General features: G+C 63.5%; 8 protein-coding genes. 1 reads left to right on the top strand and 7 read right to left on the bottom strand.

Going from position 1 to position 14,436, the window contains the following annotated elements; all coding sequences use genetic code 11:
• Window positions 1-69: 69 nt before the first annotated feature.
• The 6 genes from I41_RS14525 to I41_RS14500 all read right to left on the bottom strand — a co-directional run bounded on the left by I41_RS14525 (window position 70) and on the right by I41_RS14500 (window position 12,726).
• Complete coding sequence (locus I41_RS14525; RefSeq protein WP_145433496.1) at window positions 70-2,604, bottom strand: hypothetical protein; 2,535 nt, start codon at window positions 2,602-2,604, stop codon at window positions 70-72.
• Window positions 2,601-4,826, bottom strand: coding sequence for a BatA domain-containing protein (locus I41_RS14520; protein ID WP_145433494.1), 2,226 nt, complete (start codon window positions 4,824-4,826; stop codon window positions 2,601-2,603). The genes I41_RS14525 and I41_RS14520 overlap by 4 nt, the downstream gene beginning before the upstream one ends.
• Window positions 4,827-5,009: 183 nt before the next feature.
• The gene (locus I41_RS14515; protein WP_145433492.1) at window positions 5,010-5,909 is read right to left on the bottom strand and encodes a DUF58 domain-containing protein; all 900 of its coding nucleotides are present in this window, start codon (window positions 5,907-5,909) and stop codon (window positions 5,010-5,012) included.
• Window positions 5,875-6,930, bottom strand: a complete 1,056-nt coding sequence (locus tag I41_RS14510; protein ID WP_145433490.1) for an AAA family ATPase — start codon at window positions 6,928-6,930, stop codon at window positions 5,875-5,877. The genes I41_RS14515 and I41_RS14510 overlap by 35 nt, the downstream gene beginning before the upstream one ends.
• A 113-nt stretch (window positions 6,931-7,043) precedes the next feature.
• Window positions 7,044-8,093 (bottom strand): prenyltransferase/squalene oxidase repeat-containing protein, encoded by a 1,050-nt coding sequence (locus I41_RS14505; protein ID WP_145433488.1) that lies wholly within the window; start codon window positions 8,091-8,093, stop codon window positions 7,044-7,046.
• A gap of 43 nt (window positions 8,094-8,136) precedes the next feature.
• A complete protein-coding gene (locus I41_RS14500) occupies window positions 8,137-12,726 on the bottom strand; it encodes an outer membrane protein assembly factor BamB family protein (RefSeq protein ID WP_168206914.1) in 4,590 nt (1,529 codons plus the stop codon).
• A gap of 471 nt (window positions 12,727-13,197) precedes the next feature.
• Here I41_RS14500 and I41_RS14495 point away from each other — a divergent pair, with 471 nt between their 5' ends.
• Window positions 13,198-13,524, top strand: a complete 327-nt coding sequence (locus I41_RS14495) for an HU family DNA-binding protein (protein ID WP_145433484.1) — start codon at window positions 13,198-13,200, stop codon at window positions 13,522-13,524.
• Window positions 13,525-13,704: 180 nt separating this feature from the next.
• On the opposite strand, the gene I41_RS14490 is transcribed toward I41_RS14495, so the two are convergent.
• Window positions 13,705-14,244, bottom strand: a complete 540-nt coding sequence (locus I41_RS14490) for an MgtC/SapB family protein (RefSeq protein WP_145433482.1) — start codon at window positions 14,242-14,244, stop codon at window positions 13,705-13,707.
• Window positions 14,245-14,436 lie beyond the last annotated feature (192 nt).

Here is a 14,436-nt window from a genome sequence, read left to right as displayed (position 1 = left end):
GTCAGTCTCTTTCGCTTGCATTGGTCTTCTCTCCGTCTCTTCTGTGCTCTCTGCGGCTAGCTCTTTCTCTCAGGCCAATTTCAGTAACCGCCGCAGCAACCATTCGGCGCAAAGTGCCCCGCAAATCACCCCGAGCAACGCCCGGTTGAGAGCTTCGGCAAATGCCGCGTCAGGCTTGCCGCGCAGTATTTTCGTCTCGGCACGGCTCTCGATGAGTTCTCCCGCCGGCGGCAGGGCGCTGTCGCCGGTCGCCGCCAGTTGCGGGCTGGCGTAATATTTGCCCCCTGAGCGCGCGGCAATTGCCGTCAGCAGTTCCTCGTTGCGGCGCGTCTCGGCAAACTCAAGATCCGGGACTGTCGCGGTGATCCGCTTCACCAACGGCTCGTCCGCCTGTTCCGGCAGTGCGAGCTCGATGCGGTACGACCCTTCGTTCGAGACGGTGAATTGCCCCACAAAGTTTCCGGGGCGACTCTCGTCCGCGATCAAGTCGACGTTCATGCCCTGATTGTTCGGTCCGGTCACTCGCGCCGAGACTCGCGGCGCCACCAGCGGCTCGCGATTGGGCGTGCTGAGTTGAGCACGAACGACAATCGTGTCGCCCACGAAATATCGGTCCCGTTCCACGAGCAAGCGCCCCACGGACGAGCCGCGCAAAAGCCGACCTTGGCTCACATGCCGTACCAGCTGAGTGTAGAGCCGTTCGAAGTAGCCGGGATCGAGCGTGCGCAGCCGCCACAGTTCGCCGCTGCCCATGTAGAACACGCGGCCAGAGCCGTAAAACTGGTCGGCAAAGTAAACAGGACGCTCGACCGATATTCCTGCCTCCGGATCGCTGTATCGCCCATACACCTGGGCGCCAGGCTTCGGCCCCTTCACGGCGTAGCAACCGAAGACGCCGGGAAAGCGACTCCATCGAGCCCGATTCTCTTCCGGCGTGTCGCCGAGCCACAAAAAGTCGGCTTCCATCCCTTCGCGCGTCATCTCGATGGGCCATGGCGTCGGCGAACCGTAGAGCCCGTCGTCGAGCAGCGTCATGCGCTGTTGGAACTCAACCGGATAGAGCGCCCGAACCTTCGCATGTTCGGGACTTTGCACCCAGCTGGCGGTATGAACCGGCCCCGCCACGACAATCAGTCCGCCGGCTTCTTCAGCGACCCATTGCTCCAACAGGTCGACCTGCTGGGCGTCGAGTTGCGTCCAATCGGGATCGAACGCGACGATCACATCGTAATCGAACAGTTCTTCCTTCGTGGAGGGGAACGCCTGCAGCACCTTGTCGGCGTCCTGCGATATCCCAGGGGGCGACATCTGCAGCCAGACGTCGACGTTGGCGTGTCGGTCGCGCTTCAGCTGATTCCGCAAAAAGCGATAGTCGCGCGTCGCTCCGCTGGCGATCAACAACACCTTCGTGCTCGTTTCGACGACGTCGATTTCCGCCGTGCGGGCGTTGTCGTCGCCGTACTGGTCGTCAGGAGGGGCGACGATGCGGGCTTCGAGTTCGAGCCGACCGATCGCGGCAGGCTCGATGTCGAACTCCACCGGAACCGTTTCGCCGTCCGCTTCGAGCACGGCTTGCTCCTGCCCGATGCGGACCTGCGCCGCGCCCTCGCCCTCGCGGGCGTAAAGTTCTACATCGAACGTACGACCTGCATATCCTTCGCCCTGAACGAGCGCGCGGACCGCCACCTTGTCCTCGGGATAGGCCCGCGACGGGGCGATCAATTCTTGCAGCCGCAAGTTGCGTCGCGGCGCCGTCGAACCAACGCCCACGGTGACGATGGGCGACTTGGCCGCCGCCGCCGCGTCGGCGACGGCCAGCGGATCGACGCCAAGATTCTGCCCGCCATCGGAGAATGTATAGATGCCAGCCAACGACCCGCCCGCTTGATCCGCCAGCGCGGCCGCCAGCGCATCGCCCAGCCGCGTCTCGGCCCCAATCGGTTTCAACGCCTCAGCAAGCCGCGACCGCTGGTCGCGGTCGGCATCACCCGCCCCCTCCCCTTCGCTGGTCAATTCCGAGGCAGGTTTTTTCGGCGACGGTTCGCGACCGCCGGTCGCGGCTGGTTCGCGTTTCCATTGCGCTATGCGGCGCACGTCGGCGTCGAAGACCGCCACCGTCACGTCATGTTGACTGCGTAACTCCTCGATCAGCGGCGAGTCCTCCAGCGTTCGCAAGACGGCCTCGCTGCGACTCAGCCCCGCGTCGTCCCCCGCCTTCTCGTCCTCGACCGCCATGCTTTGGCTGGCGTCGACGAGCACGGCGACGCGCGACTCTGTGACTATCTCTTGATCGGTCCGTTTGAGCGGTTCCAAAAAGAAAATGATCGCCCCGGCGAAGGCCGCCAATCGCAAGCCGCCGAGCACGAATGTCGCCCACCGCGGCAAGGCGGCGCTCTCGCGTCGGTATTGCCAGGCCACGAACGCAACGAGCAGCACCGCGGCGACCGCCAGGCCTAGCCACAGCCAACGAGGATCGTCGATCTGCTCTAGACGGCCAAAGCGGTAGGCAACGAGTTCGGGGCCCGTCGGCGTGGGGGCAGGAGAAGCCGTTTCAGCGGCGACTTCCGACTGCGCGAGCACGAAGAGCGATTGCCAGATGTTCATGCGGCGCTCCTCGCCGCGACTGGATGATAACTAGCCGACACGGCGAACAGCTGCTCGGCGATCAAAAGACCCGCGAGCAGGTACAGCAGTGCGTCTCCCAGTCGGTAGCCAGCCAACTCGTCGTCCGTCTCGGAGAATTCGGTCGCGAGCGAGTAGCGATATTCGACGCCCCGCAGCCGTTCGGCCAACTCGCTTTGATCGACGATTGCCAATTCCCCTTCGCCGACGGGCACGTTGACCGCGATATAGCGAGTTTGCAGCTTTCCGTCGCGAGTCGTCAGCTCGAAACGCCACACGCCGCTTTGCGGTTTGCCCGGCGCGGTGATCTGGTACATGCCATCCTTCGCGGCCGCGACGATTGACGCGGCGTTGCCGTCGCTGACGCCCGGCGCGCGGACCTTCACCTCGGGCTGATACTCCGCTTCGGGGAGCGTCAGCTTGATCGGCGCATCAACGCCGCGCACGTCAAAGCGCCGCCGCGTCGCGGACAGATAACCGACCAGTTCGTTCGCATAGATGGGGAACACGGGATTCAGGCTCCAGTTACTCCAAATCCCCTGATCAGTCGGCGACGGCGCCAGCTTGCCGAGGTGGACGACGACGCGGCCGTCGCCAAACTTCTTCTCCATCGCTAGCGGCGCGCCGTTGCGCAGCTTGGCGATGGTGCTGACGTCGCCCTTCTCCGGCGCCTGCCAATTTGGCTCGAGCGCATAGTAGAAATCGACGTTGGCCACCGAGAGGAAGCTGTTCCGTTGACCCGCGAACACGCGGAAGATCGGATGATCGGCGACGCTCACGTCGGGCCGCCCGTCGGCCGAATCGCGGAGCAGCTGCGAAGGGACGCCGAGCGGCGCCGGCAGCAGCCCCTCGCCGTCGTGAAAGAGGCGCTCGTTGTAGAACGGCGCCTGCGATTGCGGTCCGACGAATATCGCCAGTCCGCCGCCGCTACGCACGAATGATTCCAGCACCTCCACCTCGGTATCGTCTAGCCGGGGCACGTCCAACAGTGCGATCACCGCGTAGTTGCCGAGAGCGTCGTGATTGCGCAAGAAACTCGGCGGTTCGACCTGGGGACTCCAGCCGCCGACGTTCTTCCCGCCCGGGCTCAACGCCGTCCGCATGTAGTAGCCGTCGTCGCCTTCGGGCGAGCCGTCGATCACCAACACCGGGAAGACCGGCGGAATATCCGCCGCAAAATAGCGTCGGTTGTCCGTAATGACGGCATCGCTTTCCAACGCCGCCGTCAATTCGTGCGGCCCCGCGGTAGGGAACGTCACCCGGAAGCGCCGCGTCGCGGTTTCGCCGGCGGGAATTTCGTCGATCTCGACGGCGGGCAGGCGATTGCCGTCTTGTTCCACGGCGACCGTCACCGCTGCGGCCGGCGACGCGCCGTAGTTGGCGACGGTCAATTCCATCCAGGTCTCGACGCCGGCGGCGCGAATCCCCGACTCCGGCTCCAGGCGGGTGATGGCCAAGTTGGGGCGTTCCTCGTAAACGGTCTGCACCAGTTGCAAATCGCCGACGCGCTCGCGGAGTCTTCCCATTAGCTGCCGAATCTGCGCCTGCTCCTCCCACTGCGGCAGACGGAAATCGGTGATCAGATACGCGATCCGGGTTTCGCCGTCGGTCGACTCGGGAAGGCGGGTCGCGGCCTGCAGTCCCTCGATGGGGCCGGCGTCGGTTTCCGAGGGAGCCATCTTGTCGAGCATTCGTTCCAATTGAGTCATCAATTCGCCGTCGAGAGGGCGGCGATCGATTTCGGGTCCCGCTCCGGCGGCAAGTTGCCGCGCCTCGGAGAATCGCAGCAGCGTCACAAGTTGGTTCTCGCTCTTCCCGCGCGCCTGCTCCAGCACGGCGGAGACGACATGCTTGGCCTGATCGAACGCCGAGGTCTCGTCCCAATGATCGGCCATCGAGTAGCTGTCGTCGAGCAGAATAAGATGGTGGGTCACGCCGCGGCCGAACAGCCCGGCCCATGTCGACCGCACCACCGGCCCCGCGAGCATCAGCACCGCCGCCGCGATCGCCAGGGTCCGCAACAGCAGCAGCAACAGCTGCTTCAGCACAATCCACTTTTTGTTTCGCTTCTGGCTTTCCAACAGAAAGTCCATCGCCGCCCACTCGATGCGTCGGTGCCGCCGCAAGTTGATCAGATGGATCACCAGCGGCGCCGCAATCAGCGGCAAGCCAAACGTCAGCAATGTGGGAAGCAGAAACGACACGTCGCGTTACGAAACTCCGCGAGGGGAAATATTGGACTTAGAATCGATCACGCTGACGCAGCCCGCCAAATGAGCCGCGGGCGACAGCCCGCGTTCCCGCCGCCAGCGGACGGGGTTAAATGGTCGCAACGGGTTGGTGAGTTGGTTATGTAGTTCATGAACTCGTGCGCTCCGGCGACGCCGTTACTTCCGTGCCGCCAACCGCCGACTCAAAAATGCCGCGAGCACCGCGTCTAGCGGCTGACTTGTCCTGATCAATTCGTAGTCGACCGCGTCGCGGGCGCACCCATGTCGCAGCGACGACACAAACGTCTCGACCGCCGCCAGGTATCCTTCGCGCAGCGCACGCGGGTTGCAGTTTAAATGGGCCGGCAGTTCCAGTCCCTCGAACCGCGTCGGTCCGTCAAACGGGAAATCGAGCTCATCGTCGTCCATCACATGCAACACCAACACGTCATGTCCGCGCTGCCTCAATAGCCGCAGACCCCGCAACGTCGATGCAACGTCGCCTAGCAGGTCCGACACGACGACGATCAACCCGCGGCGATAATTCTCCTCGGCGATCAGCCGCAGCACATTCCCTGGATCGGTCTTCGCCTGCGGCCGGTTGGCGTCGAGGGCCTGCACGATCGACGCCAGATGCACCTGCGTGCTCCGCATCGGCGTCCGCGCGCGAATCTTCTCGTCGAACGCCAGACACGCCACTGCATCGTGCTGCCGCAGCAGCAGGTAGGCCAGGCTTGCCGCCGCCGTCGCCGCGTATTCGTACTTATTCAGCGGCCCACGGCCGTACTCCATGCTTTTCGACACGTCGACGACCAGCGTGCAGCGCATGCTGGCGTCCTCCTCGAACTGCTTCACGTACAGTCGATCAGCCTTCGCCCAGACCTTCCAATCGACGTGGCGCAAATCGTCGCCCGGCGCGTACTGGCGGTGCTGCAGGAATTCGATCGATCGGCCGAAGTACGGGCTGCGATGCATCCCGCTCATGAACCCTTCAACGACGTGCCGCGCACGAAGCTCCAGGCGCCCGATTCGGCGAATCGCTTCAGGATGCAAAAATCGCTTTGAATCGGGCGTCATTGGCCAATTCATCCTCGCGAGCCGGGGTGGACTGGATCAGCCGATCGATGACGTCGTCCGACGACACGCCGTCGCTCTCAGCGGCAAAGTTGACGACAATCCGGTGTCGCAGCACCGGCTTGGCGAGGGCCTGAATGTCGTCCACGGTCGCATGGGTGCGGCGCTCCATCAGGGCCCGCGCTTTCGCGCCGACGATCAGGAACTGCACCGCGCGCGGGCCAGCGCCCCACGCGAGCTGGTCGGCGACAAACTCCGGTATGCCCGGCTCGCCCACGCGAGTCTGCCGCACCAGCGACAGCGTGTAGCGAATCACATGGTCGCTTACCGGCACCTCGCGCACCAACCGCTGCAGGGTCATAATCTCCTCGGGCGAGATCACCGCCGAGACGGTATCGGTGATCGCCGTCGTCGTCCGTCGCGCGACTTCAAACTCTTCTGCAAAGCTGGGGTAACTCACCAGCACCTTGAACATGAACCGGTCTTGCTGCGCCTCTGGCAGCGGATAGGTCCCTTCTTGTTCGATCGGATTCTGCGTCGCCAGCACGAAGAACGGGTCGCTCAGCTGATGCCGCACCCGACCAACCGTAACCTGCCGCTCCTGCATAGCTTCGAGCAGCGCCGCCTGCGTCTTCGGCGGCGTCCGATTAATTTCGTCGGCCAGAATCACATTCGAGAACAGCGGCCCTTCCAGGAACCGCATCTCCCGCTGCCCCGTTGAACGATTCTCTTCAATGATGTCGGTGCCGGTGATGTCCGCCGGCATCAAATCGGGAGTGAATTGGATCCGGCTGAACGATAGGTTCATCGTCCGCGCGAGCGTGCTGATGAGCAGCGTTTTCGCCAGGCCTGGAACGCCCTCGAGCAAACAATGCGCTCGGCTGAAGAGGCTGATCAGCAGCTGATCGACCACCTCGTCCTGCCCGACAATCACCTGGGCCAACTGCCCGCGAATCCGGTCGACCGCCGATCCGAGTTTTTCAATCACCTGTCCGTCGGCGACGGCGTCCGCAGATTCGTTCATGCAGGAAATCTCAAGGGCAAGTAGAGGCGGGAGGTCAGGGGGTAGAGTTGGGGCGGTGCGCGGAGAATCAAGTCATTACTGACCTCTGACCTCCCGCCTCTCAGCTCTTCCTTTCACCTCTGATAAATAGGTAAGTACGCGTTATCCAACTGCAAAATGATCAAGTTCAATGCCGTCGTATAGACGGGCCCGACGTATCCTTGGTTCCATGTGTACGCGGTTTCGTCGCCGATTTTCACCGCCGTGGCGTCGGCGAGAATTCGCTTTTCGACCGCTCCGCGATAATCTTCCCACACGTCGCCCCCTTCACGGTATTGCACCTGCGAGTAGTAAAAGTGGGCGTAGTGCCAGTGGCCGAAACTGTCGCGCGCCGCGGGGTCGAGCTGCTTGCGGCAGTACTCCATCATCCGCGGGACGTAATCATCGTCGTACTCGCCGGCATTGTACAGGCACGCGATGGCCGCGGCGGTAATCGCCGGGCGTCCGCCGCCGCCCTTCGAGCTGTACTGCACAGCGCCATCCTTCAGCGTGCAGTTGTGGATGTACTTAACCGCTTTCTCGATCACTTCGTTAGGCACCGGAATGCCGGCGTTCCGGGCGCCGCGCAGCCCTTGCACCTGCGTGATGGTCGTCGACCCTTCGTCAAACCCGCCTCCGTCCTTGGCGCTGACATAGCCCCAACCCCCCGCCGGCGTCTGGGCGTAACCGGTGAACTCGACCGCGTTCGTCAACACGCGGATCAACTCCGTCCGCCGTTCCATATCTTCTTCCTCGCCCAACACTTCGGAGAGGAACAGCATCGCAAAGCCATGCCCATAGGTGTAACGGTCGTCGTCCTTATCGCCAATCAACCCATTCGGCCGGCTGCGATTGGTGAGATAGTCGACGGCCCGACGAATGTTTTCGGCATACTTGCCTTGGGTGGTCGTGGAACCTTCGCAGAGCATCGCCATGCCGGCCAGCGCCGTCATCGCCGTGGGATAACGTCCCTGCGCCGTCCAGTGGCCAAGCTTATGCTGTTGCGAGGCCAGCCACTGCAGGCCGCCGTCGACGTGCGACTTCACCGCGGGATCGCTGACCCGCGCCGCTGCCGCTGCCGGCCGCGCGCCAGCGCCCACGACGACAATGCACAGCAGCGCCAGATTGAACATCCGTTTCCACATAAGTTTGGTCCAGAGCCAAAGGCTCGCAGCGGTCGCCGTCAGATCACTCCTGAAACGCCTTCATAAAAATGCCCATGACGCCGCCCCAACCCAGCTTGCGCTCGGCCTCCACCTCGGCTAGCGCCGGCGGCTCGGGGGGCCGCCGCTCGTCGGTGAATTGTAGCAAGATTGTTTTCCCGGCCGTTTCAATCGTGGCTTGGTGCTGCGCCGCGTCCGAAATCCGGGCAACGCATTGACCGCCGTTGTTCGGCCCCAAATCTTCGCGCCGCATGAGCGTCCGTCCCGTTGCCTTGTCGAGCACGAGCACCGTGGTCACTGGCCGCGAGCCGTTGCCTTCGGGGGTCATCTGGCCAGCGAACAGCAGAAACGGCAAATCAATTGGCTGATTGAGCGGATACGCTTGCCGCTCCACTTCGGCCGGCCGGTTCCACTGCATGGAGCCGTCGCGTCGATCGAACAACATGACGCTTCCGGTCACAACCGGCGCATCCTGCATGCTGAAGCCCTGCACCAGCGGTCCGCGATTCATCGTCTGCGGCCCACGCGCCAACACCAGAATGTCGTCCCTCCCCAGGCGCAAGTGGACTTCGTCGATGCGTCTCGGTTCCGGAGCAACGTAATCGACGAGCGTGGCGCCGGTGTCGCCGTCGACCACGACCACCCGTCCGTTCGAGTCGGCCACAGCCACGTAGCGCCCGAGTTCGACGTCGACCGCCGCTCCCGAATCGAACGACTGTTTCCAGATCGTTTCGCCGCTCCACGCGTCAGTCGACGCCAACTCCGCCTGCGCCCCGGCCACCTTCCAGGTGATAAGATTTCTGCCCGCCGCGGTGAGCTGCTCGCGGAATGGCGGCAACTCTCGCTCGCCCAGCAGACGCCCATCGATCGCGCTATAAACGCTCGCCTTCGACTGGCCAGGCTCGCAGGCGAAAACCAGCTCGTCGTCGCCGAAGAGCTCGCATCCCAGCGGCACATCGGTTCTCGACCAGCGAACTTCGCCCGAGGTCGGATCCAGACAGAGTAGCCGTCGCTGATCTTGGAACACGACGCCGCGGCTCGTGATCGGCCCGATCACGCCGATCCACTTTCCTTCTTCGTTGACAGGTCGCAGCGGCCGGTAGGTCCCAGGCCGCATGGCGTTTGCGCCGGCGACGTCGGCCGAATACGCTTGATCGTAGCTGAGATTCGTCACGAGGTTAGCGCGCCACAGGACGCTCGGCGCCAAGGCGTCGGTCGACGACAACGTATTCAGGGCGACCAGCTGCTGCCCCAACGAAATCACCAGCAAATTGCCCCGCGACGCCCCGTAGATGCTGCCCGCCTGACGGTAGACGCCATGGTTCTCCGACTCGACGTTGGCGCGAAAGAACTCCCGTCCGTAGTTATCGGCGACGGCGACCTCGCCCCCTCGGATGCCGAGTTGTGCACTAGACAAGCCGAGAATCGAATCATTCCGCTCCATTCGCACCGGCAACATCGCCATCCGCGTGCGGGCGCCCATCGACGGGGTGGTCGGCAACATGCCGACCTTGACGCGACCCGTCGGCCAGCCGGCGGGATCATCGCCATTGGCGCCCCTCCATCGCTCCACGAGCGCCGCGCCAGTCACATCGTCGAATAGGACCTCGTTAGCGAGCGGGCCGGCGAGCTCGGCATCGTATTGATGCGCCAAGGAATGCAGGCCAGCTTCGTGCAATTGCGAAGCGATTCGCCCCACCGCTTCGCGCCGAACCGCAGGGTCGGCCGACCGTGCCAAGTCGAGCAACAATTGCTGTGCTTCCAGCGATTGGCCGGCGAGCGCCAGTTCGCGGGCATGTCGCAAACGAAGCGCCTCCGTTGGCGGCAGTGTGCCAAAAAACGCCAGGAATCGTTCAAGGCTTTCGCCGCGCGGCTCGGCGCCCAACTTCGCGATCTCGCCGTCGATCAGGCCGCGCAGCGTCGCTCGCTCCTCGTCGGTCGACTCTCGCCAGATGAGCGCCAGTTGCGACTCCACCCAACGCGAAATGGCCGTGCGATGGTCGCGGCCGATCGCCAGCATCTCCTCGGGATTGCCCGCCAGATGGTACAGCTTCAGGCACGACTCCGCGGCAGCCAGCCGCTGGCCCGCCTGCAACATGCCCTGCGCCTCGATCCGCAGGATCAACATCTGTCGCGCGACGCCGCCATCCTGGAGTTCCTTGAGCAGCGCTAACTTCCCCCGGTGCGCGGCAAAATCGCCGTCGAGCGCCGCGGCCAAACATTCGGCGAGCACGTCCCGCGTCTCGACCTCGTCCGGCGCGGCACGATAGGCGCGCTCCAAGAGCCCGATCGCGTCGCTCAGGCGTTTCTCGTTGTAGGCAACCTCGCCCAGCGTCCGCAGCGCTTCGACATTGTCCGGCTCCGCTTTCAGTTGCCGCTCCGATCGCTTGCGCAGCACGTCGATCTGGTCGTAGCAATCGAGATACGCGCCGTTCTGCGAGATCACCGACCCGCGATGACAAATCAGATTGCCCAGGGGCGCCCCGTCGCGCGGCGCCGTGCGCGCGACAATCCGCCCTTCCGCAAGGTCAATCGCAATCACTTCCGCCGAGGTCAGCGGCAGAAAATATTTCCCTTCGCTGGTGAAGCCCGTCCCGGCCGGGAAGACGCCGCTCTCCAGCCCTAACGTCTCTTTCTTCCAAGCGGGTTTGCCATCCACGAGGTTAATCGAGCGCAACTTGCGATTTCCGACCAACAGGATGCGGCCATCCTCGATGCAGGCCAGGCGCGTCATATCGTCGCGTTTGATCTTCCACAGCAGTTTGCCTGACTGGAGGTCGACGCAGTGCAGGTACTCCGACTCGGGCGGCGTCAGCAGGACCTTGCCGTCGGCGATCGCCACGGCGTTTTCCGTCCAGCGGCGTCCCATCCCCGCGACGCCCAAATCCTCTCGGCCGCGATTGAAGCTATCGACCAACGAAACGGCGTCGAAGCGGTAGGCCCACGCGAACGAACGTTTCGCCAGGTCAACCCCCATGACGACGCCCGCTCCCGTGGGACAGACGATAATCCCCCCCTCGTACGACGGCGCCATCGACTGCAGCCGCCGCCGCAGGTCGAGTTGCACGCTCGACTCCAAGCTGGCCAGCAGTTGCCGCCACTCAACGGAGCCGTCCTCACGGTTCAGGGCAATCAAGTACACCGCGCTCTTCGTCTCGCCCAGCACATAGAGCGATTGGCCCACAGGCAGCGGGGCGCCGAGGAAGAACATCCCCGCGAGGTCTCCCTCGGCGTGTTCGCCGTTGATTTCCCAGACGAGCTTCCCCTGCGTAGCGAGCTCGTATGCCGTCAACTTATTCGTCGCCGTGCGTTCTTGGAGGTCGCCCCCCATGAATGGCGCTAGTTCGTACTGCTGCGACATCGGCATTGTCAGGTTGTTCACGAGGTAAACCTGATCGCCATCGCTGCTGATCACGCCATAGAGATAGTCTTCCCACAATCGCCGAGCGAACGCTCGCACCGGTTCCGGGTTCGCCGCCTGTTCCTCGCCGTTCACGGCCGATTGCACGAGCAATTCCAGCACGTCCTCACGCTGCGGTTCGCTCCGCCAAATGCGCTTTCCCGTGCGAAAGTCGACAGCCAGCAATCCCTGCGGCGTGCGGGTCAGGATGTAATCGCCAGCGGCAACGACGTTGCTCGCAATGGGGGCCACCTGCTGCGTCCGCACCAAGTTGTCGATTAGGTTCTCAAACAACGATTCCAGCTTCGGGGGGCCCAACAGGGGAACTTCCCACCGTACGCGCAGGTGCGGCAGTCCGCCGCTGACGGCCCCGTTCCGCGCCGCGTTGCCGCGATAGGTAAGCCACTGGCGTTCCTGCAGGGCGACCACTCCCTCGGGCTCGCCCACGACTTCGCGCAGCCAAGCGAGCACTTCGGGTTGCGACTCCAGCTTGCGCGTCCGCCCGCCAATCTCAATCGACTGCCCGCCGCGCGCCAGCAGTCGCTCAAGAATCGCTCGGGCCTTTTCCTCCTCGCCCGCCGCCATCCAGCTCGACGCGGCTCGAATGGACAGCGCCGGCTCGAAGCGCCGCGCCGCTTCCGGCGCGTCAAGCAACTGTTCGTACGCCAGCGCCGCGGCAAAGTGGCGTCCCGCATCGGCTTCATCCATCGCCAGCATCAGCGCCGCTTCGTACCCGGCCGGCGTATAGAAATACCGCTGCGCCACCGTTGCTAATGCTTTGGCGTCCCCCTTCTCGATCGCCGCCTGCAGCAAACGCTGGGCAGTCGCGCCGTAAGAGGTTTCGTACGATTGGCGACCCTCGGGGGGTAAATCGCGAATCAGCCGCCGCGCGGTCTGCTTCATTCCCGCGTATTCGCCCTGGTCATCGACTTCGACGAACTTGTCTTCGTCCTGGCCGAGGACTTCGTCCAGAAAGCGAATCGCCTGCGAAAATTCACCGGCAACGATGCTCGCTTCGGCCCGCTCCATGCCGCGATTGACGGCGCGATCGGTGGGGGGCTGGACGCCCGTCGCCTGCGGGGCTGCCGGATCGCTTTCCGGCGCCAGTTGCAACGCGACCTCTTGGCCGAGAAGGGGGCCTGAAGTGCCAAGCTGGAGGCCCCACGCCGCGGCAATGCTCAGGCCTGCGCTGCGTACGATCCTCCAAGTTGACATGGCGATCTCCCTATTGCTCATTCGCCGCCCTGCTGTCAGCGAGCGGGGTCTTCCCGACCCAGGCGTGGCCGCCGCAAGTCGCGGCCGCGACGCCGCCTAACACCTTGCCCAATTTAAGTTTACACCGGCTGCCGATTATGGCAATTGAGCGAACTTTGTTGCCCGTCGCCGGTTTTCGGTCGCTCGGCGGCGACGCGCGGTTCGCGTGCGAAAATTCGGCATTTTCAGCCTGCTATTGGGTGCGAGACGACTTTAGCCCTTGTTTTCTGGGCCGTTTTAGACCGAAAGTTGGGAAAACCACGGCATTTCTAGGGTTTTTGCCGACTTTCGGCTTGTAATTTCGCCGCCAGAGCCCTTAAATCAGCACGTTGCGTGCTAGATTGCTAGTACGTCAAAGGCTCGGGGCCCCGGGCCATTCCGAACAAGTGTCGTCCCCACCCCAACTAATACGTACTAAGGAAGGTTCCCCACATGGCGAAAGCCCCTGCCAAGAAGCCGCCGACCAAGACCGAAATCTTCGCGAGCATTTCCGAAGCCACCGGCGTGGCCAAGAAGGATGTCTCCGCGATTTTCGATTGCCTGTCGGACGAAATCGCGAAAGCCCTCAGCAAGAAGGGCGCGCAAGCCTTCACGATCCCCGGTCTCTGCAAGATCGTGGTCCAGCATAAGCCGGCCCAACCGGCCAAGAAGAACGTGCCGAATCCCTTCAAGCCAGGCGAAATGATGGACGTCGCTGCCAAGCCAGCGAAGAACATCGTTAAGGTCCGCGCCTTGAAGAAGCTGAAGGACATGGCCTAGTCGCCGCCGCGACCCAGGCGCGTTCTCCAAGAACGAATTGAGCAACATCGACCGCCGAGCGCGCTCCATAGCCGCTCGGCGGTTTTTTCATGCGCCGACGTTTGTCCCGAGTCAACAACCCGCCGGAGTCGCCACGCAAAAACGAACCGCCTATGGGAATAGACGCCTCGGGCGGGAGCGTCAGTCATCCGAATCATTCACGATTTCGGAGTTCCTTCGAGGTGCGCCGCGGCTATGCCCGTTCCTATTCGGATGCAGCCCGCCGCACCACCGCTGCATCGCCGCTAGCACGAGCAGTGCGAGGACGGTACTTAAGATCGCGGTCGATGCGTGGCCCAATCCCACCGCGACGCCGATGGCCGCCGTCATCCAGATGCTCGCCGCCGTGGTCAGGCCGTGAATCTCTTCGCCCGGTTTTCCTTTCACAATGGCGCCAGCGCCGAGAAAGCCGATGCCCGCTACCAATCCCTGAATAATACGCGACGACTCGGGGTCGCCGCCGCCCGCCAAGTTCACCGCCATCAGAAACATCGCCGCACCGATCGCCACGAGCATGTGGGTCCGCATCCCAGCCGCCTTGCCGGCGCTCTCCCGTTCAAATCCCAATGCCCCGCCGAGCACGGCCGCCAGCAACAGTCGGAACGACACCGTCGTCGCTTGCCCGACGTCGCTCAGGTCGTTGAACTCCGCCGCCAGCGATTGCAGGATTTCGTCGCTCACGTGATGCCTTTCCTCCCTGCCGACAAACGCCTCGCGCCGGCGGCGAATTCAGCCGACAATCGGCGCCTTCCGCGTCCACTATCCGGCGGCTCGCCGCCGTCGTTCAGTCGAAGCATCGGTCCATCGCCTGCTTGAGTCAACCCGCTCCGCTCCCGTATACTCGTCGGCTGAGGGAGTGGACCATTTAGCCAT

It is taken from the genome of Lacipirellula limnantheis, from assembly GCF_007746075.1.
In the GTDB taxonomy this organism is placed as follows: Bacteria; Planctomycetota; Planctomycetia; order Pirellulales; family Lacipirellulaceae; genus Lacipirellula; species Lacipirellula limnantheis.
This window is presented reverse-complemented; position numbering and strand designations above follow the sequence as displayed.